The 24,384-nt window shown below is 35.6% G+C and carries 15 protein-coding genes, 1 tRNA gene and 1 pseudogene; 12 read left to right on the forward strand and 5 right to left on the reverse strand.

The window, feature by feature from the left end; all coding sequences use genetic code 11:
- Window positions 1-204: 204 nt before the first annotated feature.
- Window positions 205-945, forward strand: coding sequence for a hypothetical protein (locus BLT04_RS15610; protein WP_089756714.1), 741 nt, complete (start codon window positions 205-207; stop codon window positions 943-945).
- 527 nt (window positions 946-1,472) lie between these two features.
- Here BLT04_RS15610 and BLT04_RS15615 read toward each other — a convergent pair.
- Entirely contained in the window at window positions 1,473-1,964 is a 492-nt protein-coding gene (locus tag BLT04_RS15615; protein ID WP_089756715.1) for a hypothetical protein, read from the reverse strand.
- A 382-nt stretch (window positions 1,965-2,346) separates the two neighbouring features.
- Here BLT04_RS15615 and BLT04_RS15620 point away from each other — a divergent pair, with 382 nt between their 5' ends.
- The 6 genes and pseudogenes from BLT04_RS15620 (at window position 2,347) to BLT04_RS15650 (ending at window position 11,857) form a co-directional block, all read left to right on the forward strand.
- Window positions 2,347-3,258 carry a hypothetical protein gene (locus BLT04_RS15620; RefSeq protein ID WP_089756716.1) on the forward strand — a complete coding sequence of 304 codons (912 nt, stop codon included), beginning with the start codon at window positions 2,347-2,349 and terminating at the stop codon, window positions 3,256-3,258.
- A gap of 457 nt (window positions 3,259-3,715) precedes the next feature.
- Window positions 3,716-4,765, forward strand: a complete 1,050-nt coding sequence (locus BLT04_RS15630) for a hypothetical protein (RefSeq protein WP_089756718.1) — start codon at window positions 3,716-3,718, stop codon at window positions 4,763-4,765.
- A 31-nt stretch (window positions 4,766-4,796) separates the two neighbouring features.
- Window positions 4,797-6,245, forward strand: coding sequence for a PQQ-binding-like beta-propeller repeat protein (locus BLT04_RS15635; RefSeq protein ID WP_089756719.1), 1,449 nt, complete (start codon window positions 4,797-4,799; stop codon window positions 6,243-6,245).
- 521 nt (window positions 6,246-6,766) lie between these two features.
- Window positions 6,767-9,757, forward strand: a complete 2,991-nt coding sequence (locus BLT04_RS15640) for a sensor histidine kinase (protein WP_089756720.1) — start codon at window positions 6,767-6,769, stop codon at window positions 9,755-9,757.
- Between the two features lie 2 nt (window positions 9,758-9,759).
- Window positions 9,760-10,380, forward strand: a complete 621-nt coding sequence (locus tag BLT04_RS15645) for a response regulator transcription factor (protein WP_089756721.1) — start codon at window positions 9,760-9,762, stop codon at window positions 10,378-10,380.
- 545 nt (window positions 10,381-10,925) lie between these two features.
- A pseudogene (locus tag BLT04_RS15650) lies at window positions 10,926-11,857 on the forward strand (SPFH domain-containing protein).
- Window positions 11,858-11,894: 37 nt separating this feature from the next.
- Here BLT04_RS15650 and BLT04_RS15655 read toward each other — a convergent pair.
- The gene (locus tag BLT04_RS15655) at window positions 11,895-12,242 is read right to left on the reverse strand and encodes a DUF4377 domain-containing protein (RefSeq protein WP_089756722.1); all 348 of its coding nucleotides are present in this window, start codon (window positions 12,240-12,242) and stop codon (window positions 11,895-11,897) included.
- Between the two features lie 150 nt (window positions 12,243-12,392).
- Here BLT04_RS15655 and BLT04_RS15660 point away from each other — a divergent pair, with 150 nt between their 5' ends.
- On the forward strand, window positions 12,393-14,414 hold the full coding sequence (locus tag BLT04_RS15660; protein ID WP_089756723.1) for a DUF3857 domain-containing protein: 2,022 nt from the start codon (window positions 12,393-12,395) through the stop codon (window positions 14,412-14,414).
- 193 nt (window positions 14,415-14,607) lie between these two features.
- Here BLT04_RS15660 and BLT04_RS15665 read toward each other — a convergent pair whose 3' ends face one another.
- Together BLT04_RS15665 and BLT04_RS15670 are read right to left on the reverse strand one after the other, a co-directional pair.
- On the reverse strand, window positions 14,608-14,946 hold the full coding sequence (locus BLT04_RS15665; RefSeq protein WP_089757306.1) for an Mpo1-like protein: 339 nt from the start codon (window positions 14,944-14,946) through the stop codon (window positions 14,608-14,610).
- Window positions 14,947-15,081: 135 nt separating this feature from the next.
- Window positions 15,082-16,752 carry an APC family permease gene (locus tag BLT04_RS15670; RefSeq protein WP_089756724.1) on the reverse strand — a complete coding sequence of 557 codons (1,671 nt, stop codon included), beginning with the start codon at window positions 16,750-16,752 and terminating at the stop codon, window positions 15,082-15,084.
- 250 nt (window positions 16,753-17,002) lie between these two features.
- Here BLT04_RS15670 and BLT04_RS15675 point away from each other — a divergent pair, with 250 nt between their 5' ends.
- The 4 genes from BLT04_RS15675 (at window position 17,003) to BLT04_RS15690 (ending at window position 22,904) form a co-directional block, all read left to right on the forward strand.
- Window positions 17,003-19,966, forward strand: coding sequence for a tetratricopeptide repeat protein (locus BLT04_RS15675; RefSeq protein ID WP_089756725.1), 2,964 nt, complete (start codon window positions 17,003-17,005; stop codon window positions 19,964-19,966).
- Between the two features lie 71 nt (window positions 19,967-20,037).
- Window positions 20,038-21,801, forward strand: coding sequence for a TonB-dependent receptor (locus tag BLT04_RS15680; protein WP_089756726.1), 1,764 nt, complete (start codon window positions 20,038-20,040; stop codon window positions 21,799-21,801).
- A gap of 88 nt (window positions 21,802-21,889) precedes the next feature.
- Window positions 21,890-21,961, forward strand: a tRNA-Arg gene (locus BLT04_RS15685).
- 334 nt (window positions 21,962-22,295) lie between these two features.
- The gene (locus tag BLT04_RS15690; protein WP_089756727.1) at window positions 22,296-22,904 is read left to right on the forward strand and encodes a hypothetical protein; all 609 of its coding nucleotides are present in this window, start codon (window positions 22,296-22,298) and stop codon (window positions 22,902-22,904) included.
- A 227-nt stretch (window positions 22,905-23,131) separates the two neighbouring features.
- Here BLT04_RS15690 and BLT04_RS15695 read toward each other — a convergent pair whose 3' ends face one another.
- Window positions 23,132-24,355 (reverse strand): serine hydrolase domain-containing protein, encoded by a 1,224-nt coding sequence (locus BLT04_RS15695; RefSeq protein ID WP_089756728.1) that lies wholly within the window; start codon window positions 24,353-24,355, stop codon window positions 23,132-23,134.
- Window positions 24,356-24,384: the final 29 nt, after the last annotated feature.

Below are 24,384 nucleotides of genomic sequence, written 5' to 3' on the forward strand. Positions count from 1 at the left end.
TATTTTAATAATTGATAATACTTTCCTCCTTTTGAATATGTTCCCCGGCATATTTGATTTAGAAAAGATAAATAGGGGGAAAGTTGTTCTGGTCATTTATTTTAATAGGTGTAAAGATTTTAGTACCGCTTGTAGTACTTTTACTACATATTTTGTAGTAAAAAAAATGCTGAATCAAGTATTTTTGATTTTAAAAAAGATGCTATGAAAAAAAAGATTGCCATTTTACTGATTTTAGGACTTGGAGTTATAAAAATAAACGCCCAGATCGGGGTTAATACGTCAAATCCTCAGGCCGCATTTCATGTAGACGGTGCGAAAGACAACCCTGCTACAGGAGTTCCTACGGCAGCTCAGCAAACCAATGATGTAGCGGTTACACAGCAAGGCAGGGTGGGAATAGGAACGATCGCGCCAACAAATAGCCTTGAAGTAGACAGCCGTGTAGCCGGAGCTTCGGGAGTGAAAATGACCCGACTGCCGTCAGCTACCACATTAGCCACCGATGCGAGTGGGAATGTGATCTCCGGAAATACCGAAGATGCAGGAGTTTCTGTAACAAAGCTGCGTTTGGCCGTAGCAAGCCCGAGCTTGGTTTTAAATAGCGGATCCGGGGCTTATTCCTTCAGATATACTTCTACGAATACTGGGGGAACATGGCAGATCAGGATAAATACAGGCGCTACAAGACAGTTTAATATCTGGGATACCGAGTATAGCGGACAAAACGGAACCGGAGCATCAGACACCGTATGGCAGCTGAGAACAGTAAAAAACTTAGCACTAAATACATGGACCGCTTTAGATGATAATATTGCAGGAGGTGCCAATGAATACAATGTTTATCATGTCTATGACCTGAGTACGGGCACAATTTTAAGATTGACCGTTACACTTTCCAGTGTCTCAGGAATCAGAGAATCAATGATTCTGGAAGAGTTTTAATTTTGATCATACGACCTTATGACATTTCTTTCTCACTTCATATTTTGTTCCCGACATTCATATTTATTTTGCAAAAATGATGAGAAAAGACGAGAAAGATTTTAATCATTTGTGTTACCAGCCTCCCGAAAATGGGAGGCTTTTTTATTAAATGAAAAGACCTCTCAGTACGGGAGGTCTTATTGATCTAAGGGGAATGTTTTCTTTACCATTATTAAAACAGGCTAAACCATTTTTATCCATTGACAATGGGTGTTGATTCTTAAAAATCGTCTGTCTTAATCGTATTTAAGTTTAAAAGAAAGGGGGCTTTGTATTTCTAAAGTCCCCTTTTACCCTTCCATACCCGTCTGCGGGTACTTGTACAAGGGTTTGGGGATGGTTATATAAGGGTCTGCGGGTATTTATTAAGGGCCTGCATCCCCTTGTTAAAGTGGTTTACCCCCCTTACCCAAGGGGGGTAAACCACTTGCCCAACCCCCTAAAGGGACTTTGGAAGTGCCCGCGGGCACTTGTGCAACAGTCCGTTACTCCTTCTTAGAGGCCTCGGCAGGGCTTGCAGAAGTGGGTGCGCTGCTAAAAAACTGTCTCAGGTCTTCATGGATCACATTGGTTCCCGGAACATTTTCGCCTGCCAGAAATTTTACATTCCTGTAAAAAGTAATTGCGTTGTGATAGTTGTCATGATCTAATAAAACCTTTGTATCAGCCAGCTGCTCGTTTACAGAGCTCAGCCTTTGCATGCGGCTTTCAATCTGCTGCCTGGCAGAATAATCTCTGTCAAATTCTGTTTTATCAATAAAAGAAGGAACATATTGAGGATATTGCTCCATGTAATTTTTAGATTTATCAACGAAGAGCTTATTCTGCTCGGCTATTCGCCCGTATTGCTGCCTCTGGTCGGGCGTAAGGTTGATGGTTTTTCCCGAAAGCACATTTTCTATACTGCTTAAAGCCTGATCCAATATGGAAAGATCGCTTTCTGAAAATGTAAGGCTGATTAAATTGTCTAATGCCATTGTTGTATTTTTTTGTTGATTATTCTCTCAAATATATGTAATACAGCAGGTCAAAATACGCAGGACCTTCAATTTTTTAAGGGTCATTCATCACTTTGATAAAGCCGGCTAAATTTATTTTATTAAACTTTATTTATTGTGAGTATTTTTCTTATTCTCTTTAGTTTTTATTAATATTTAATTGTCACTTTCTTAGCATGCGGTGTAGTAGTATTGGTACAAAGGTGTAGTATTCTTAGTACAGGGATTTTTATGATGTCATTATTAATAAAGATATATTTGACCTGTTTTTCTGAACAAATTTTTCTATGCTTAAATGCATTACCCGCTACGAAAAATTATTGATAATTAATCTTTACTCATCATTCAAAATAATAAAAACATGAAAAAAATTATTACAAGCTTATTCTTTCTGGCAGCAGGCTCATCTGCTTTTGCTCAAGTAGGTGTAAATACACCCACTCCACAAGGCTCACTGGACGTGGCGTATGTGCCCACGAAACCCACCTCGCCACAGGGCGTATTATTTCCCAGGCTTACAGGTGATGAGGTACAGGCGATGACTGTGGGAGCAGGCCAAAACGGAATGTTTGTGTTTGCTACTTCGCGTCCTACGAATTCTATAGCCCGAACGAGCTTAATTACAGAATCCGGGCTGTATTATTATTTTTCAGCTGATGATAAATGGCGAAATGTAAATCAGATCATAAATCCCAGCTCACTGTTTTCTACAAGCTACCAAAATACAGATATGCTGATTGCGCAATACACAGGCGGGGCAGGAGCTGCTGATTACAATTCAGGTCAGATGTCACATATATTTTTTGTAAACGGTACTGAAACACCATTCAACAGCTCACCATTTGTAGCAGTGAGAACTGCTGATAACAATCGTGGGATAGATTTCCTGAAATCCGGCATCTACAGTGTCACCATTCAGTTTACTTTTGTTTATCAGAGGGATGTTGCGGGTGATGGAGCAAGCAGCCCAACCCTCCCGGACAGGCTGGGAAGCCAGGTTACTTATCAGCTGGTTCCCAATTTTATAAATTCTCCTGCTTCCGCATATGTCAGCAATATTACGCATAATACAGATTATATGACGATCAGGCAGGGCTCAGGCCTTTTCAGGATTAGTGGTATCGCGGTAGGAAATATTATTGTAAAACAGGATAATGTGGTTAAATTTATCCCTGAAATCAGAACAAGCGGCTATTGGCTTTCCTCAGAAGAATTAATGCCGACCGGCGGCTTAAGTATGCATATTACAAGGGTTTCTGATTATACGCCATAATAGATCAACGATTAAAATACGCTTTTAAAAACAGAACTACTTTTCCCTCCTTTAATGAGAAAAGAGGAGGTGAATTTTTTTTTATCATTTGTGTTTGTACCTCCCATATCGGGAGGTATGTTTTTATTTAAAGATCTTACCGGTTTTCCCGGTGTGGATATCTTAGTACATTTTTGTAGTATTTTTAGTACAAATGTAATTCTTAAGAGACGCCATAAATCCTATAATTTTGACGGTGAAATGTGAGCGTATAAAATGTGATATTGAGAATTATCAATCTATTACACTTATTCAGAAAGCTACTTTCCATTTAATCTTTTAATAAGTAGGAATATATACAAAGCAAAAAAAATCAGCCGTAATGATAGTAATTCTTTAATAACGGTAGTAGCTATTGGCATTTTAATCCTTGAAAACATCAATTATTCTAACAACATTCTTTTATAATAACTTGAAAATGAAAAAAAACAATCTCTATGTAGCTGCCCTCGTTTTGGGATGCTTTACAGCCAATGCACAGGGCGTGGGAATCGGAACCCCTTCACCAGTTGCTTCCGCAATGTTAGAAGTGAATTCTACCAGCAAAGGATTTTTGATGCCACGTATGACAACATCAGAAAGAGTAGCTGTTACCTCTCCAGCAAAAGGGCTTCAGGTATTTGATACAACAACGAATACACTTTGGTATTTCAACGGAACGATCTGGGTAAACGCCGGAGCGGCAGTGGCTGATAACCTGGGAAACCATTCTGCAACACAGGATTTATTATTAAACAGCAATGCCTTACAATTAGAAGGAGCGGGTGGTGTAAATAAAATTGTATACAATACTACAGTGGATGGTCCTGTAATTACAGGTAACGCAGGCGGCTCTTTAGGAACGGCAAGCGGCGGTAACGCAACTGCTTTAACATGGTTGGCCAACGGTGCAGTAGGTGTCGGAACCACCACTCCGTTTGCTACAGCAAAGTTTCAGGCAGCACAGGATAAAACAGCATATGGAGAGTTTGGACAGCTAATGGCAACCGGTCTTACTGATCCCAATCAAAAACTGGTTTTAGGCTATAATACAACAACCGATAAAGGCTTTATACAGTCCGTACACAGCGGTACAGCATGGACAAATCTTTCTCTGCAACCCAACAACGGCAACGTAACCGTTGGAGCTTTCACCGATAATGCAACCAGTAAGCTGGAAGTAAACGGCGCTTCTACCAATTATGTCGCTTACAATGCCGGTGCGGGAAGAACGATCAACTACCTGCTGAGTAACCTTGCTTATACTACAGCCAATGCTGCAGGTACCTTTACATTAACAGGCGTAAAAGACGGCGGAACTTACAGCCTTGCCGTAAGAGGAACGGTAAGCGGTACCGCACTTTTCGCCGCATCCGGATTTACCGTAAAATATGCCAATAACCGTCCCACTACAGCAGGCACGGAAACAGTATATACTCTGGTCGTAATGGGAAGCACCATTTATGTGTATATGTCTGCAGGATTTTAATTTTTAAAACCCTTTATAATTAATTAAGATTATGATAAAAATAAAAAAAGGGCTTACAACCTTTCTCTGCTGTATAGTACTGCTTGGAGCGATACAGTTCGGGGCTGCACAGGCGGTAGGTACTCCTTATATAACACCCACACAGGACATTCCTTTCAGCTTTCTTGCGGGGGGTAGTGCGGCAGAATCTCCTGCTCTGGTAGAGCAAACTGCTGACAGTGGCTATATTACCATTAGTGGCTCGAGTTCATCAGCAACAGGAAATATAACAGGAGCCAGCCATGGAAATGTAGATATTTGGGTCACAAAATATGATCAATATGGCAAAATAGAATGGCAACGTCTGTATGGCGGAGCAGGTTTTGAATATGGTTATTCTATTAAACAAACTTCCGAAGGTGGATATATTTTTGTAGGAACAACTACTTCCTCAGGAACAGGAGATGTAATGACTGCTCCGGCAGATCACGAGGGTAATGGAGATATCTGGGTGGTAAAATTAACTGCTGCCGGTGCCATTACATGGCAAAAAATACTGGGAGGTAATGCCACGGATTATGGTAATGTTATTCACCAGACTGCTGATGGTGGATATATTGTTGGAGGTCGTACCCGGTCATCGGCGAGTGGCGAGGTTACAAGCACCAGACCTATTAATGCCTTTGATTTCTGGGTGATAAAGCTTACTTCTACGGGTGCAGTTACCTGGCAACAGGCATATGGAAACCCAACAGGTGGTTCAGGAGAAGATTATTTATATGGTTTGGATCCTACTAGCGATGGTACCGGGTATATATTGGGTGGTTATGGCCTGGATGTAAATAACGGTAACTTTTTTGCAGTGAAAATAAATCTGACCGGAGCAGTAGTATGGACAAGAACTTATGGCAGCTCAGGTACTGATACTTGTTTTTCTTCCTTTGCAACTTCTGATGGAGGTGCTATACTGGCTGGCTATTCAACGGGTTCAGCTAATGGTGATGTTACGGCAACCAATCATGGTGGTGATGATATGTGGGTAGTCAAGTTAAACTCGGCGGGTAACATACAATGGCAGCGTCTTCTTGGTGGTACAGGTAATGAACGGGCTACTTCAGTCATACAAACAGCAGACGGCAATTTTGTAGTGGCAGGGTATTCTACTTCTTCTGCCAATGGAGATGTTACGGCAACCAGTCACGGAGCTGCTGATGTTTGTGTATTTAAATTAAGCTCAACAGGCACCACACTATGGCATCGCCTGTTTGGAGGAACGCTTAATGATGGTGCCGTAAATACAACGACTATAAATCCTGCACCTGTTCATATATATCAGACGACGGACGGAGACTATGTGATCACAAGTACTTCCATTTCAACAAATACAGGAGACGTTACCGATACCAACAACGGAACCGGTAATACTAATCCTGATCAGTGGTTGTTTAAGTTTAATGAAACCGGCGATATTGTCTGGGTTCCGGATCTCGGACAAAAATAATAACTGCATTTCCAGATATTTTAAATCTTTATTAATTCAATTTAACGTAGAGTTTATTACTATTTCCCTTAAATATTTGATATAGGGAAAACAAACTCAAACAGCGATTCTGAAAACACATTATAAAAAGGCCTCTCAGTTTGGGAGGTCTTTTGCTTCTGTAAATAATTTACTATTATTTTTAATTTAATGAATATATTTTATCGACAAAAATCTATTTCAACGGTTTTTTTGTTTTTATATCTTTGATATGTTTTTATTAGTAACAATAATTAAATTATTAATTATGATGAATTTATTTTATTATAATGTAAATTATGAAGAATATTTTTCTTTTATGCTTTCGCCTTATTTATTAAATAAATATTTCTGTAAATTAAAAAAATCTGAATTTATTTAATATTAAATTTTTGGCTAAAATTTGTAATAAAAATTTGACACTTTGTAGAATTTTTTCTACAAAAATGTAATTATTGTATATTATATTTGCACATCCAACTAAAACCTAACACAAGTTATTGATGAAGTTTTATCCGTTTGTTTTTTTATTTTTTTCACTATTTTTCCATAGCCAGCGTTACACTTCACAGTGGTATGGTATGGATGAGGGCCTGCCCCAGAATAGTATAAAAGATATCATAAAAGATCAGTATGGTTTCATCTGGCTGTCAACCGACGGCGGTATCGTAAGGTATGATGGTAAAAGTTTTTTATTGCATAATGAATTTAAAATCAGTAGTTTAAGTTTTAAAGATTTTCTCAGAGATAAAAACGGAGGAATCACTTGCTTTAATAATGGCGAAAAAGACTGTGTCCTGATTTCAAACCGGACAGCGACGATTTTACCTCAGGAAAAAATTGAACGGACTTACGCTTTAACAAAGGAAGCTCAATATAAAAGGTTTTATAAAAACAGTCTTATTGACCGGTTTTATCCGGAAGTTAATTATTATTATATAAAAACAGATGCCGGCATTTACTATTTTGATAATCATACCATTGAATATAAACCAAACAAAGGATTATCAAAAATTATAAAGAAAAATTTTCTTCATACAGATCTTAAAGGTGCCTTTGAGCATGATAATGTTGTCTATATTGCTGATCCTAATAACAGAACGACAATGATTCTCAAAAACGGAAATGTGTCCTACGATAATCAGCCATCTTTATACAACGATCCCGAAACAAGAATTTACTGGCACCAAGGCACAAAACAGGTTTTTCTGATCAAAAACGGTGATATTTACATCAGTAAAATAGTAAATAACAAACCCAGGCTTACATTCTTGATGGGCTATAAAAATATTGAAAAGAATTTTATTTACTGCATGTATTTTGATGAAGAGGCCAATAAATTATATTTCGGAAATGTAGTAAAAGGACTTAATATTGTTAATCTTTCTAATTTTTATGTTTCGCAGAAAAATATTCCCTTTTTGGGAGAATTTGTCTATGAAGCATTGCCTTTCAGCCCCAATTCAGTGATTACAAAACAGGGGATAGAATACTATAAAGACCGGATAAATAAAATATACAATACAGTTGTAAAGTATGATAAACGCTATCTTCTGTATGATAATTCCCAAAATCTTCTTTATTTAGAATATAATAAGATCCAAAGAAGACTTAAGTCCTCAAATTATCAGAAAAAAGACTCTGTAAAGCTTGGGAAATCAGTTGAAGGACTGTTCAAAATAGGTACAAATTACATGGTAAATGTAGCGGATTACAAATTTAATTATTATCTGAAAGTATTTCCCGATGATAAGTTTAAAAAGCCAAGCAATATTTTTAAATTTAAAAAAGATATAAATTTCGTTACGCCTTACAATAATGATCTTTTTTATGTCGGGACAAGCAACGGAATTTACCTTTTATCACTTTTAAAAAACAAAATTGTCAAATATCTGGCGAAAGATTTACCGATTAAGGAAATCCAGCGTACAAAAGACGGAAACTTCTGGTTTACAACGCATAATAAAGGATTTTATCTGATTAAAAACAATGAAGTGATCAAAATGCCGGACGACAAAAACGGATATATTGCCAATGCACACCATATTCTGGAAGACACGCAAGGCATGTTTTGGATATCTTCAAATAACGGTTTGTTTAAAATTCCTGAAAAAATTCTTCTGAATTATGCGCAGAATAGAAATTCCAAGGTCACGTATTACCGGTATACCAAAGAAAACGGTTTTGTGAATAATGAATTTAACGGCAGCGCCAACCCAAGCGGAAATATACTTCAAAACGGAGAATTTGTCTTTCCGTCAATGGAAGGTTTTGTATTTTTTAAGCCCCATGAAATTAAAAGCCATTATCCCAAAAGCGACCAGCTTTATATTGAAAGAGCCAAAATCGGAAATAATATGATCAGTTTTAAAGATACAATCCGTTTAAAAAGTGACTATAAAAATGTTGATATTTTCCTTGATCTTCCTTATTATTATGACATCGAAAATGTTTATCTTGAAGCTAAGCTCGAAAATGGAAAAAACAGTAAATGGGAAGAGATAAAAAATGATAAAAAATTTACATTAAATCCCGTAAATCCGGGAAATTATACTCTTTTAGTACGATTCTTAATTGCTGAGGACGGAAAATTTGCCTACAAAAAGATCTTTTTGGAGATAAAACCGTTTTTTTATCAGACAATGTTGTTTAAGATATTCATTATGTTGTTGATTTTAACAGTCATTTTGATGATTATTCAGATGCGGACCAATTTTCTCAGAATTAAAAATAAAAAATTAAAAAATAACCTCTACAGCAAAGATCAGGAGCTGAAAGAAACCAGTAACACGCTGGAAATCACAAAGAATAAGCTTAAAAATGAAGCTGAATATCAGCAAAAAATAATGGAAAGCATCAGCCATGATATTACGACTCCCGTAAGATTCATTGCTTTACTTTCACAAAAGCTCAGCACCGCGGAAGATGCTCAGATTCAGAAAAAATATTTCGATGGAATTTATAAAACTTCTGAGCAGCTCTTCAAATTTACATTAGGCTTAAAAGAATATACCGAGCTTTACAAAGAAGAGAATATTTTAGAAAGCGAAGAGTATGCTTTGTATGATCTCGTGGAAGATAAAAAGTTGCTTTTTGAAGAAATGGCGATGGATAATAATACGACAATAGCTAATCTTTGTGATCCGGATTTACGACTGAAAACCAATCGGAATATTTTTTCGGCAATGCTTCATAATCTGATTGATAATGCGGTGAAAAATACAACAGACGGAAAAATAACCATAACAGCTGCCGTAAAAGATGCTCAGGTGGAAATAGGAATTTCCGATACCGGAAAGGGAATGTCACAAAGCCAGATAGAATATTATTCTCATGTTTTTGAAAGCATGGAAACGGAAAATTTTGTTTTTAAAAATTATGGTTTAGGACTACACATGGTTATTCAGCTGAGTAAAAAAATAAATGCAAAAATAAGTTTTCATGAAAATGTACCGAAAGGAACCGTGGTAAAAATTTTTCTTAAAATTGACTGATTATGAATAAAAAAATACTAATTGCAGATGATCATTATGTAGTGAGACTTGGGACCGCCTTGGTTTTGGAAAATCAATTTTCCAAGATTTCAATCGATTACGCAGAAAATTATGATGAGGTTAAAATGAAGCTGAAGGCCGAAAAGTTTGATCTTATTATTCTTGATATCGAAATGCCGGGAAGTACTTTTAAGAATATGATTAAAGAGCTGAAAATGATTCAGGAAGATCTGATGATCATGATTTTTTCCTCCTACAAAGAAAGTGTTGCTATAGAATATATTCAGGAAGGTGCAGAAGGATATTTAAATAAATTAAGCAGTGAAAAGACTTTGATTAAAGCGATGCAGTCAATTTTCGAAGACGGTTATTATTATCCTCTTAAATTAGTAAAACAGTTATCAAGCCGTCCGGAGAAAAAAGAAGTCGAGCGTATTTTATCGGAAAGAGAGCTGCAGGTTTTCAAGCTTTTAGCAGAAGGAAACGGAAATCTTGAAATCGCGAATATCCTGCAAATCCAGATGACTACCGCAAGCACCTATAAAAGACGGATTTATGCTAAATTGGGCGTCAATAATCTGATTGATCTTCTCAAAGTGTATAATAATCAAATCGGAGAGTAAGTTTAGTTATCTCTAAAAATAATTTTCGCATTAAATTAAAAAATAGAGAATAAAAAAACACCAGACCTCCAGATCTGATGCGATGATGGGTTTTTAGAGGAACAAACCATCAATTAGAAAGCGCTATTAAATATATTTTAAAACAGTAAAATGATCTACCGGATAACTCCGGCAGACCGGATGAAAAAAAAGCAACAATTACTGTTGATAATTGCTTACTGTGTCCCTTATTATAAGCTTTTTGATCATTTAATATATGCTGTTGAATTGAATTCGCTGTTTTGATTTCTACTTATATACTTGTGCAAAAATATGATCGTAAGTTTGAATTTTAAGTATAAAAGGTGTACTAAGAACACTACGGTATTGTACTAAAAGTACTACAAAAACATTAAAATTGACAGTGATAAACGTTTTTTCGGAAGATTCTACGTTTTCCTTTGTTATATAGGATTAAATAACTATTTTAATCGAAGAAATAAGCAGCTTATTACACTTTTTTTAACAAAATATAAACGGTTGCGACTCATTAAAAAAAACAGATTATGGCATATTTAGGAATTATTATTTTTATCGGATTGGTGACATTATTTGCGTCTTTTTTTACCGTAAAGCAGGAAACGGCGGCAATTGTGGAGCGCTTAGGAAAATTTCACTCTGTCCGGCATGCGGGTTTACAGTTGAAAATACCTTATTTGGATAAAATTTCAAAAAGGATGAACCTCAGGATTCAGCAGCTGGATGTAATGATTGATACCAAAACGCTGGACAATGTTTTGTAAAAATGAAGATCTCCGTGCAGTTTCAGGTAATCAGAACGCAGGTTGGAGATGCTTTTTACCGATTGGAAAGTCCGCACGATCAGATTACTTCCTATGTTTTTGATGTGGTAAGGGCCGAAGTTCCGAAGTTAAAGTTAGATGATGTTTTCCTTAAAAAAGATGATATTGCCGTTGCTGTAAAAGCCGAGCTTCAGGAAGCCATGCAAAGCTACGGTTATGATATTATCAAAGCATTGGTAACGGATATTGACCCTGATGAGCAGGTAAAACACGCGATGAACAGAATTAATGCCGCCGAAAGAGAAAAAACCGCCGCCGAATACGAATCTGAAGCACAGAGAATCAGAATTGTAGCCGTTGCAAAAGCCGAAGCGGAATCTAAAAAACTGCAAGGGCAGGGCATTGCAGATCAAAGAAGAGAAATCGCAAAAGGCCTTGAAGAATCGGTAAGAATGCTGAATAATGTAGACATTAATTCTCACGAAGCTTCTGCATTGATCGTGGTTACACAACATTACGATACATTGCATTCGGTGGGAGCAAATAACAGAAGCAACCTGGTTTTACTGCCAAATTCACCCACTGCCGCCAGCGGAATGCTTAATGATCTGGTTGCTGCGATGACCACGGCCAATACGGTCGGTGAAATGACCAAAGGAAAATATCCGCCACCGCCAAAAGAACATGAACATTAATCAATAAAAAATCTCCTGAAGCTCAGGAGATTTTGTTTTATTTTTTAGTTTTCGAAACTTGCTTTACCAAAATATATTTAATTGAAGAGCCGTCAGCCGGCGGATTTTCAACTTTTTCTGTTTTTACTTTTAAAACATATTCATAGCCCGGCTCATAAGTGAATCCTTCAATATTACTGTAAAAATTGGTCCAATTTCCTGTTTGGTTTTCTTTAACCTGAAGGCATTTCATAGGTGCAACACCTGTACAATCTGCGGTTTGCGGACCGACAATAAATGTTTTTTCATCCCCACCGGAAGCGCTTGCCGAAGCTGTACATTGTGTAATAATAAGTAAAGATGCCGCTAAAATTGTTCCTCTGAAAATTGATTTAATATTGGTCATATTGTTGGTTTATTCTTCAGGCGACAATTTCTGTGCCGAAGTCTTTCCAACATATTGTAGTGATTTTGCTCTTGTTTTTTAGATTTTAAATAATTAATTTGAGCTCCTTTAAATTTTTAAACCAAATTATACAAATCGTAAAATTTAAATATGGAAAATCAAATTCAAACGGAAAATTATAGGATTCAGAAACCGGAATCATGGGCAGGAAGCTTTGAAGATCATGAGTTGATTAATCGTATAAAAGAGTCGGATTTCTCAAATATCCAGATGAATGAAGGACGGGATTACTGCTATTTTATCGATAAAAAATACCATACAACGAACAAAGAAAATAGTGAATATGTCTGCATGGCTTATACTTTGAATGAGCCTGCCAATCTTGAAAGAGCTTCCGTTTCGGATATTGTTGTGGAAGAAAATGAAGTTTATAACATTCACAGAATAAGTGTTTTAAGAGATGGTGTTTTGATTGATAAAATTCCGGATACCAAAATTAAAGTGTTAGATAATGAAAACCAGAGCAGTGGTGGGATTTTAAGCAGTAATAAAAAAATTAATATTACTATTAAAGATTTAAGATTATATGATGTGTTGATTTTGGAAGATTCCAGAGTAAAAGCATTTACAGATCGTGATTTTTTAAGAAAAGAATTTTCAAAATATGTATGGGTGAGCCCGGATAATTATTGGGCTTACGGAAGTTATAGTTTTACTTTCATTAATGAAAGAGAGCAGAAAATCGCCTATAAAAAAACGTTTTTCAGGGATGAAAGCGGGAATGTTTTATCTCCTGAAATTAATTATTTACAAAAAGGTGAAAAATTTGTTTTTGAAAAACAGAATTATATTAACCCTGTCGATGCAAACCGCGAAATTTTTCCTTATATAGATTTTGCAACAGAAAGCAGCTGGAGTGATTTGTCGAATTACATTGCCCCGATTTATGATGAAATTTTTAAAAACGCCTCTTTGCAGGATTTTGCCCCGGATTTAGTTGAAAAATTAAATGCTATTGCTAATCAGGACGAAAAAATTCAATTCGCCATTGAGTATGTTCAGAATAATATTTACTACATTTTCAATGCTGATGAGATGAACGGCCATAAGCCTCAGGAGCCGGCAAAAACATACGAAACAAAACAGGGAGATTGTAAGGCGAAATCTGTTTTATTGAAGGCTATTTTAGATTTTATCGGTGTAGATTCTTCTATTGTCCTGGTGAATTTTCATACGGATTTCTATATTAAATATTACCTTCCTTCATTGTTGACGTTCAATCATGCCATTGTGAAAATTAATTATAAAGGGGATGAATATTTTATTGATGCTACCATTCGTGATGAGTTCGGATTGCTTGAAAATCGCGGATTTATCTACTTTATGCATTATCTTGAAGTGAAGCCGGATCAGGAACTAAAAGAGAGGAAGCCACATAAATTCCCCTATTATTGTATTAATGAAAAAGTAGAATTTAATACTACTAAAAATGTAGGAGAGTTAAAATTAAACACAACCTATAAAGGAAATCGCGCCAATGCCATGCGCAGATATTTTAAAAATACCAACAAAAGAGAAATTGTTGACAGCTGGAATAATTTTTTGTTTTATAGCTTAAATTACTCCAATGACAGAAACGGAACCGACCTTAGAAATATCTTTAAAGATGCAGCAATAGACATTGTAAGCGATGATAAAAAGCTCAATGAGTTTCAAATTAAATATACTGCGACAGTTGAAAATCCATATTATATTGATCAGCAGAAAAACCGGTTTTTAATGTATTTTGACCGGAATGTTGTAAAAGCAAGCGCAAGGGATTTTATTCATAAGGATCTTTCTTTCTGGCATAATTTTGACAGCGAAAAGTATGAAATCAGTCTTAATACAGATCAGAAAATCGATACTGAAGAAAAATATACAACTCAGGAAAGTACAATCAATAATCCTTATTTTGATTTTACAAGCCGTAAAAAAGTAACTAAAAACGGAGCAACAGTTACGATTGATTACAAACCTTTGGTCAATCTTGAAATTCCTCAAAATGATTTTGAAAAATTCCGTACTGACCACCATGCGGTTGCTGACAGTAATTTCGGATTGGGAATCGATATCATCGAACCGGGGTTAATGAATATGCTTAAGTTTAGCTTTAAAAAGAGGTTTAAGTAGTTTGGAATTAGAAATTAGAAATTAGAAATTAGGTTTTTGATAATATTCTAATTTCTTTTTATAATATAAAGTTTCGGCGGGTTTGCAAAGCAAACCCGCCGAAACTGTTTTATGAAATTAAGCCTTTTATTTAATTTTGATCTATACATCAAATTAAGAATCAAAGACTTGTACCATTGTTATAGCCAAAAAACTATTCCCAAGGTTGTTTTGGTCTGCTGACCCCAATAAAGCTTTGTTTTCCGATTAATAATTCAAAAAACAATCTGAAGTCAGAAATCAGTGACCATAAAGGGTATTTAAATGTTGCAGGTCTATTTTTTTCGATTAAAGCGTGGCTTAACCATGCAAAACCATAACCAAAAATAGGAACGTACCACAGAAACCTTTCTTTTCCTGAGCTGATCACGTATCCGATCACGAAAAATACAAGTAAAGTCCCTATAAAATGGAAGATTCTTGTTCCTGTTCTACTGTGCTCAGTAAGATAAAACTGGTAAAATTCTTTAAATGTTTTTATTCTTTCAGACATGGCATTTTTTAGTTTAAGGTTGTTAAGCATTTTAAAGCAATAAGTTCGCCAATTTTTTAAGCAAAGCTTCAAAAAGCAAAAAGGTAAAACCGTGATTAACAATTTTACCTTTTATTATGTTTAAGCTCTTAAGAATTAAGCTTTCCTGAGCTTACTGTGTCTATAGCCGTAGCAGAAATAAATAATTAAGCCTAATGCAAACCAAAGCCCGAACCAGAACCAATTTTCATGACTCATCCCTGTAAGAAGATATAAGCATGAACTTAACCCAATTAAAGGAATTAAAGAGAAATTTTTAATAAAAGTGAAAATACACAGAATTAAATTAATCAGGATAAAAATAAGAATAGAAGCCCTGAATTCACCATCTTTAGGATCGTTCCAATCGGTTAAAGAATTAAAAAATTCCGGCTGCCAGATGTAAAATCCGATTAACCCACCAATGAAAATAACAGGAAATATAATCTTACCGTTAATATAGGGAAGGTGAAATCTGCCCTTGATCTTTTCTTTGGCAGGAAGCATCAGAACTCCTGCGCAAACCAGGACAAAAGCAAAAATAGTCCCAATACTCGTAAAATCCAGAATAAAAGTTTTATCTGTAAACAAGATAGGAATACCTACGGCAACACCCGTAACGATGGTAGCAAATGAAGGAGTTTTATATTTTGGATGTACAGTCTTGAATTTTTCAGGCATCAAACCGTCGCGGCTCATGGCGTACCAGATTCTCGGCTGTCCCATTTGGAAAACCAACAAAACAGTGGTAATGGCAACAATGGCGACAAAAGAAACGGTAAGCTCCATCCATGCGACATTAGCATTTGATTTTTCAAATATAAATGAAAGCGGATCACCGATACCGTCGAATTTTCTGTAATCAACCATTCCGGTTAACACCAAGGTTAACGCAATGTAGATCACAGTACACAATACCAATGAAATAATCATCCCTTTTGGTAAAGTTTTCTGAGGATCTTTTGTTTCTTCGGAAAGTACGCTTAATGCATCAAAACCGATATAAGCAAAGAAAACTCCGGAAACTGCGCTCATTACTCCCGCAAAACCATTCGGCATGAAAGATGCAACATGGGTTTCTGGGTTAACGGGTGTCCAGTTTTCTGTATTGATATAAGCAAAGCCCACTAAAATGACTAAAACAATTACAGCTAATTTTAAGATAACCAAAGAGTTATTGAAGTTCTTACTTTCTTTTACCCCAACATAGCATAACCAAGTGATTAAGCCATTGATAACCAATGCCGGAACGTCAACGATAAGTTTTAAACTTCCTAACAAAGGAGCTGATTTCCAGGCGTTAAGAAGATCTTTGTTTTCAGAACCATTCATAAAAGCTTTTCTGGCTTCGGTATAGCTGCAGGTTAAATAATCAGGAATATGCATTCCCAAACGTTCTAAAAAGCTCGTAAAATAATCCGACCATGAAAAAGCAACGTAAATATTTCCGAAAGAATATTCCATAATCAAGGCCCAGCCGATAATCCAGGCGATCAATTCACCAAAACTGGCATAAGCATACGTGTAAGCAGAGCCGGCAGTAGGAATTCTACTTGCAAATTCGGCATAACAAAGCGCCGTAAAACCACATGCAAAACCGCATATCAAATATAGCAAGATCACGCCGGGACCGCCTCTGAAAACGGCTTCCCCCAAACTGCTGAAACTTCCTGCCCCGATAATAGCCGCAATACCAAAAAAAACGATATCCCAAACACCTAAAACTCTCAAAAGATTTGTGGAAGTATCTGTCTCTGAATAGTTTTTCCTTCTAAAAAGTTGATTCATCAATGTCTATATTTGATTTGAAAAAAACAAATGTAATTATTTCTGCGAAATAATTAAGATTTTCTTAAAATTTCTTATAAGAAAGTTAATAAGTATTAAAAAATAATCCACATACTAACAATATGTTAAAACACTTGTTTATACAATATCTTTTCAATATTTTCGTTGATAAATTGTGGATAAAATTTACCTAAAATTTAAAATATCTGGCCTCCTGTTTAGGCTTACACATTTTAAAATTTGATAATAAATGAAATCAAAAAAAATACTTTTAGCAGCCGCTGTATTTTATTTCGGAATTTCCGAGGGACAGCAGTCTCAATACTTTACCCAGAAAGAGAATTACAGGTTTAACCTAGCCGAAAACCTTTACCAGACCAAAATATACAACGCTTCTCAATACGAATACGCAAGACAATATTTTTATAATCAAAATCTGTCGAGATCCAAAAAAGAAGCCGCCCAGTTTTTTGATAACGTAATTGGAGTTATTCTTCAGAAAAATCATGCTGAAGATGGGTTAACTGCTTTTATGAAAGAATATCCGAATTCTGCTTATTTTGCTCAGGCTAATCTTCCTTTGGCGGATTATTATCTGGCTAAAAAAGATTTTCCGAAAGCTTTAGAGACTTTGAAAAAGGTTAACCAATACCAGCTTTCAAAAGAAGAGAACACACAGTATATTTTGAAATTAGGTTATGCTAAATTCATGATGGGTGATTCTAAAGGGGCAACTGATGCTTTGGAAGAAGCTTATAAAACTGCTGATGATTCTCAAAAAGGCGATATTGCATATATGTTGGGGCATTTGTATTATTCTGACAGACAGAATGATAAGGCTTTTCAATATTTTGATTCTGTGAAAGATCAGCCGAAATATTCGAAGCTGGTTCGGCCTTATTATGTACAGATGTATTACAATGATAAGGATTATGATAAAGCAATTTCTGAAGGAAATCTTTTATTGAACGAAGATATTTCCGATGCTTATAAAGCTGAAGTTCACAAGATTATCGGTGAAAGTTATTTCATGAAAGGTGATTATACTTCTGCTTATCCTCACTTAAAAGATTATCTGAGCGTTCAGCAAAATCCTTCTGAAAATGACCTTTATGAGATGGGATTTGTAGCGGCTCAGCTTAAAAAATATGATGAAGCGGTTTCTTATTATAACCAATTGTTAAACAGCAATTCTGCGTTAGCTCAGAATGCTTACTATCAGCTTGGAAATGCTTATTTAGCGGTTGATAAAAAGCAGGAAGCACTTTCGGCGTTCCGATCATCTTATCAGATGAATTATGATCCGAAGGTTAAAAAACTGGCTCACGAGCAATACGCAAAGTTAAGCTACGATATCGGTAACCCGTTTGAAAGCCCTTCAACGGTTATTCAAAATTATATCAATGAAAATCAAAATGCGGCAAATGCTGCTGAAATGAGATCACTTTTGGTGAAATCATATTTGTATTCAGGGAATTTTAAAGAAACGCTGAACGCAATTGATAAACTTCAAAGTTCGTCTCCGGACATTGATAAAGTAGATCAGGAAGTTTCGTATTTATTAGGAACGGAAGAATTTAATAAAGGAAATTATGACGAAGCCGAAAAATATTTCTTAAGAAGTTTAGAATTTAACATTAATAAAGAATTCAACAGCCGAGCTTTATATTGGTTGGGGCAGGTTTATTATCAGAAAGGAAATTATCCGTCTGCGATTGTTCGTTATGAAAAATTGCTTACCGAAACCTTCCCTGAAAAGCAGCAATTGCCTTATGATTTAGGATATGCTTATTTTAAATCTAAAAAATTCGATCAGGCGGAAACTTATTTTAAGCAATATTTAACCAATCCGAAACCTGAGTTTAAAAATGATGCAGAACTTCGTTTGGCAGATATTAATTACGCCAATAATAACCTGAACGAGGCAATCGCGATCTACGATAAAAACGAAGATGCAACCGACTATACTTTATATCAAAAAGCAATGGCTTTAGGATTTAAAGGTGATACTCAGGCGAAAATTGCCAACTTAAAAAATCTGTTATCAAAATATCCGGATTCTGAATATTATGATGATGCCCAGTATGAAATGGGAACGGCTTATGCGGCTCAGGATGATTTTGCGAATTCAAATGATTTATTTGGAAAAGTGATTAAAACTTCGTCTGATAAAGATTTGATTGCCAATGCATCGATTTACAGAGCTCAGAATTATATCGATCAAAATCAAAATGATAAGGCTTTATCTGAATTAAAATCTCTTGGAGATCAGTATAAAAATACAGCTTACGCAGAAAAAATAGTTCAGGCTGCAAAACCGATTTTCACGAAAAACGGAGATGTTGCGGGCTATGAAAGTTTTGCAAAAAATATCGGGGTAAATGTTGATGCTTCTGAAATTGACGAGATCAACCTTTCTACGGCAAAACAATATTTCACCAAAAAAGATTACAAAAACGCGATTTCTTATTACGAAAAATATTTAACGCAAAATCCAACAGGAGAGGGGCTTTACCAGGCTAAATACGAGCTTGGAGAAAGTTATTATCAAACCAAAAATACAACAAAAGCCTTGTTGGTTTTACAGGAAATTGCAAATGTTCAGAATGATTATCAGGATGATGCACAGACCCGTTTAGCTCAAATTTACATTGCGCAGGGTGATAATGCGGAGGCGAGAAAATATCTGGAAAATATCAAAAATTCTTCTGATGTCAATGTTAAAAACTACGCAAACGTAGAATTAATGAAGATGTATGCAGATGAAAAGAATTTCTCACAGGCTGAAAAATTGGCCGATGCGGTAATTGCCAACAATAAAAACTCAGCGGCAGTTATTGAAACTGCAAAAGTGATCAAGGCGAGAAGTCTGATGAATTCAGGGAAAGATAAAGATGCGCAGGCAGCTTATACATCTCTTGAAAAGTCTTCCAACACGGAAGTTGCAGCGGAAGCTATTTATGTAAAAGCGTTCTATCAAAATAAAGGGAAAGCCTTTAAATCTTCCAATGAAACAATCTTTAAACTGGCTAACAACTATGCTTCCGAAGAATATTGGGGTGCAAAAGCATTGGTTTTAATGGCTAAAAATTATATTGGTTTAAAAGATAATTATCAGGCAAGTTATACGTGCGACCAGATCATTGAAAACTATAAAGATTTCCCTGAGATCGTTGCTGAAGCTAAAGAAGTGAAGAAGTCTATTAAAAAGTAAATGTACTATCGTATTCACGTAAAATATATTTATCATGAATATTTTTTACCAAATACTTAAATACAAGAAAAATGAACAAAAGAATTCAATTATTATCCATCATATTTTTAGGGTTTTCGTCGGTTGCGTTTTCCCAGATCAAAGAAGAAAAACTGATTCTTAATAAAAAAAGAGAACCGGAAGTAAAAAAGATCGAAAAAAAGAAAACTTCCGTGGAAACAATCAAGAATTATCCGCCGGAAGAGAAATCTCAGAATCCTGTAAAATATACTATTACAGATGTTCCTGCGGTTTCTGATTTTAAAACCTCAACCATTCAGGGACAGGATGTTACGCCGAAATTTGAAGGAGCGGCCCAGAATAACTATGTTCAGTTCGGAATGGGTAATTATGGAAAAATTTTAGGAGACCTTAATATTTCAAAAACCCTTGAAAATAAGCTGGAAGTTGGAGTTGATGCCCATTTTCTGTCAACTTTAGGACTTAAAAAAGAATATGAATGGGATTCTAAGCAAAGTGATGGAACGGTTGGAGCTTTCTTAAATTCTTACGGAGATAAAGGGAAATTCAACTTAAATGCTGAATATGGCCTGCATAATAACAACTATTACGGGATTTATGCTTTACAGCCGGGAGATGTTGATTTGGATCAGAGAGTCAATCAGTTTAAGGTAAATGGGTATTATGACTTTTATTCAAACGAAATTCTGAATGATGTAAGAGTAAAATCTTCATTCTTAAAGGATCATTTTGATGCTCAGGAAAACCAGGTTTCTATCTTGGCTAATCTTTCCAAGCATGCTGTAGAAATCGGGAAATCGGGGATTAATTTAAATGCAGATTTAGGTGTCGGATTAGAAGCCGTGAAGAGTGAATTTGCAATCAGAGATAAAAATACATCCAATTTTGTCAATACAAGCTTAGCGCCGAAAGTGACGTTCAGAAAAGGGGAGTCTTATTTGATGCTAGGTTCTTCTTTCTCGTTTTTGAATTCAAAAAATCAAAACGATCTGATGCCTGAACAGATGAAAAACAACAAGACCTATTGGTTTCCACAGGCGGAATTTCAATATGCTGCAGCAAAAGAATTCAAGTTTTATGGGGGAGTTGACGGTGGTTTAAAATTGAATACCTATTCAGATTTATATCAGGAAAATCCGTTCATCGTTTCTGATCAGTATTTAAGGCCGACCGAAACGAAATACCATTTTTATGCAGGTTTGAGAGGTGATATCGATGAAACTTTTAAATATGACGTTTCTGCAGGTTACGGAAAAATGAAAGATATTATGTTCTTTAAAGCGAACAGCATATTTGATAATGATTATACGCTGAACCGCTCTGCATACAATTTTGCAAATACTTTTTCTGCCATTTATGACGACGGAAATGTAAGCGATATTAAAGGAAGTCTGCAGTATTTTCCATTGGCAAATTTAGTTTTGGATGGAGAGGTGAAGTTCACGAAATTTGATTTAAAAAATTACGAAGATATTTACAATGTTCCGTTGCTTACGGCAAGTATCGGTGCAAAATATACGATGCTTGATCAAAAATTATTACTGGGTTTCAAAGGGATTTTTGCAAGCGACAGAACGACGAATTCCTTTATGATTGAAGGAGTTGGAAGCCCGATGATGTATCAGTCGACAGAAGATACCAACGATAAAGTTGGTGGTTATGCTGATTTAAATCTTTCTGCAGAGTATAAAATTCACAAAAATTTCAGTATTTTCGCGATCGGAAATAATCTTCTTAACTCAAATTATCAGACGTACAAAGGATATAAAGTTCTTGGTGCACAGATTTTAGGAGGGGTGAAGATTACGTTTTAGACTTGAGGATAGGAGAGTTGAGTATAAGTGGTTAAATATTTTAGCATTAATTGACTCTAAAAACGCTCTAACCCTCAAACCCCAAACCGGCTGCATAGTTTAATGGATAGAACTTCGGATTTCGGCTCCGACAGTGAGGGTTCGAATCCTTCTGCGGTCACTTATCGGGACAAATCTAAAAATGGTAGATTTGTCCCGTTTTTATTTTCTGATAAGTCGTTGATATTTAAATCTGCAATCTGACGAAGTATCTCATTTCTTTCTGTATTTCTTATTGCAGTTTGATTGTTATAATTTTCTATTTATGGCTTCGATAAAAACATCAGATGATTGTAGATAAAGTTAAAAAGAATAATAGAACGGCAGTTTTTTGAGCTTGATCAGGTTTGTTTACTGTCAATATTTTACATAAATCAAGAAATTTTAGATTTTTTTTTCGAAATTTGTACAGAACCCAAGTTTATAAAAATTACCAATAACAAAATCACTAACATATGAAAAGAATGATTGTTCTGTTTCTAACATCAGTTACTATTCTTGCCTGCAATAAATCCCAAAAGGAAGATCAAGGCCACGAAGTTTATAATAAAACAGTACCACCGGTCAGTGGTGCAGAATCGGAGAACAAGTTTGATATTGAACATATTGCTTATTCAACTGCTGATCTGGGCAATTTCCCTTTCTTGACTTTGCCAAAAGGGTTGAAAGAAATGAATAAACCGTTGAAGAAAAGTTTTGATGTGTGCTTTTTCCCTATGAATGGCAAGATGACGCCATTTGAGGGACAGCTTTACAAAGCGAATATCAGTGCAGAACAGGGACAGGAATTTTCTCAGTATTATTTTGAAAAAAGTATGGAAGATCTCTTGAAATCTGTAGGTGCTGTAAAGGTTTTTGACGGGGAAATAACCCAGAAGGAATATGATAGTTACAATAAGCAGGACACGAATAAGGGTGAGGAAGGAGATATGGGCTATCCTGGGGAAGCCATAAAATTCTACGTCATCCGCAGCAAGGAAATGGGGGATATCTATGTTCAGTACACGGCCAATAATGCGGCCGGCAAATTAAATATCTTACAGTCGAAAAACGCTAATAATTAATTTGCTGAAATACTTTTTAATGGATTTTAAATAATTGCAGAAGAAATTATTCGTTTAAAAAATAATGATCTGGAATTTTGGGAAAAACTTATTCGAGAAGGAGAACTTGTAAATGGTTAATTGAAGGGATCATAGGCAGTTCGTTAATTGCAACGTTTATTGTTACATGAATCTTGATGGATCACATATAAGGACGAAAAGAAGTTTATCTGCTAATAGATTGTTTATTAATAGGCCTCATTAGATAATAACTTTGATTTTAATCCAAAACCATATTTATAAAGATCTTCATAGATATCGAAAAATTTATTTTCATCGGCTTCACTTAATGAAGTGTTGAAAAATACAATCACAGCTATTTCTTTGTTTAGATCAGAAAGCATAAATGTTCTTACGCCCGGATCAGAACCATTGTGCCCAATTCTTTTGCCTCCCATTTTGGTTGCCCAGAAAATTCCTGAATTAAGCTTATCAGGTTTGACATTGTCAGGTTTATTAGATTCTGTGAACTGAAAACGTAGCATTTCTTCTGCTAATTCTTTTTTTAGTAATCTCGTGTTATTGTATTTTCCATCATCCAGCAGGGTGATAAAAAATCTTGAAAGCTCATCCACAGAAGTTCTGACACCGCCATCTGGATAAGTTGTACCTTCATATAGCTTTATTGACTTTATTTTACCGTCTTCTTTTTGATAAAGTTTGGAGTGGTTTTTTAAATTGATTTCTGATAGATTCCAACCCGAATTTTTCATCTTTAAAGGTTTGAAAATATATTTTTTGCTGTACTCATTGAGTTTTTGTCCCGTTCTCAATTCAATGATATAGCCTGCAAGACCTGCGCCTATATTAGAATAGTCGCGATTTGTACCAGGTTTTGAATTTAGAAAATTGTCCTTATCGTAATGTTTACCATCTTTTACGAAATAGTTTTTCAAAAAATCTCCCAAAGGCTCAGGTTTTTCCCTGTTATAAACATAAGTGCTATCTGTATAAAAAGGATAACGGTCTGCCAAACCGGAAGTATGGGTGGCCAGATGTCTCAAGGTAATTTTCTCATCGGGAAAATTGGGGTTGATCACTTTGAAAGGCAGATAATGGTTAATATCTTCATCAAGATCGACCTTTCCTTCCTCAACCGCTTTCATTATACAAAATCCTGTAAAAGTCTTGCTTATGGAAGCAATGTTCATAATGGTCGTGGGAGAAAAAGGAATTTTATTTTCTTTGTCTGCAAAACCATAGCCGTTTGTCCAGACCAGTTTTTTGTCGATAATAATGGCGGCTCCGATGCCGACGATTCCCGCCTTATCCATTTTCTTTTCGATAAGGCTGTCAATGGAGTTCTTTTTATTATTTTTGATATGGGTACTAATTTGTGCCGACAGATTCTGGATGCAAAATAGGGCAGTCAGGCAACAGATCAGTAAAAGTTTTTTATTAAGTTTTTTCATAATTTCAATGTCTTTTGATTTGTAATTGT

It is taken from the genome of Chryseobacterium soldanellicola (genome assembly GCF_900100115.1).
In the GTDB taxonomy this organism is placed as follows: domain Bacteria; phylum Bacteroidota; class Bacteroidia; order Flavobacteriales; family Weeksellaceae; genus Chryseobacterium; species Chryseobacterium soldanellicola.

Excerpts from the sequence above, each read along its gene's own strand:
- BLT04_RS15610 (WP_089756714.1), top strand. The coding sequence starts at position 205 with ATGAAAAAAAAGATTGCCATTTTACTGATTTTAGGACTTGGAGTTATA.
- BLT04_RS15615 (WP_089756715.1), bottom strand. The coding sequence starts at position 1,964 with ATGGCATTAGACAATTTAATCAGCCTTACATTTTCAGAAAGCGATCTT.
- BLT04_RS15620 (WP_089756716.1), top strand. The coding sequence starts at position 2,347 with ATGAAAAAAATTATTACAAGCTTATTCTTTCTGGCAGCAGGCTCATCT.
- BLT04_RS15630 (WP_089756718.1), top strand. The coding sequence starts at position 3,716 with ATGAAAAAAAACAATCTCTATGTAGCTGCCCTCGTTTTGGGATGCTTT.
- BLT04_RS15635 (WP_089756719.1), top strand. The coding sequence starts at position 4,797 with ATGATAAAAATAAAAAAAGGGCTTACAACCTTTCTCTGCTGTATAGTA.
- BLT04_RS15640 (WP_089756720.1), top strand. The coding sequence starts at position 6,767 with ATGAAGTTTTATCCGTTTGTTTTTTTATTTTTTTCACTATTTTTCCAT.
- BLT04_RS15645 (WP_089756721.1), top strand. The coding sequence starts at position 9,760 with ATGAATAAAAAAATACTAATTGCAGATGATCATTATGTAGTGAGACTT.
- BLT04_RS15655 (WP_089756722.1), bottom strand. The coding sequence starts at position 12,242 with ATGACCAATATTAAATCAATTTTCAGAGGAACAATTTTAGCGGCATCT.
- BLT04_RS15660 (WP_089756723.1), top strand. The coding sequence starts at position 12,393 with ATGGAAAATCAAATTCAAACGGAAAATTATAGGATTCAGAAACCGGAA.
- BLT04_RS15665 (WP_089757306.1), bottom strand. The coding sequence starts at position 14,946 with ATGTCTGAAAGAATAAAAACATTTAAAGAATTTTACCAGTTTTATCTT.
- BLT04_RS15670 (WP_089756724.1), bottom strand. The coding sequence starts at position 16,752 with ATGAATCAACTTTTTAGAAGGAAAAACTATTCAGAGACAGATACTTCC.
- BLT04_RS15675 (WP_089756725.1), top strand. The coding sequence starts at position 17,003 with ATGAAATCAAAAAAAATACTTTTAGCAGCCGCTGTATTTTATTTCGGA.
- BLT04_RS15680 (WP_089756726.1), top strand. The coding sequence starts at position 20,038 with ATGAACAAAAGAATTCAATTATTATCCATCATATTTTTAGGGTTTTCG.
- BLT04_RS15690 (WP_089756727.1), top strand. The coding sequence starts at position 22,296 with ATGAAAAGAATGATTGTTCTGTTTCTAACATCAGTTACTATTCTTGCC.
- BLT04_RS15695 (WP_089756728.1), bottom strand. The coding sequence starts at position 24,355 with ATGAAAAAACTTAATAAAAAACTTTTACTGATCTGTTGCCTGACTGCC.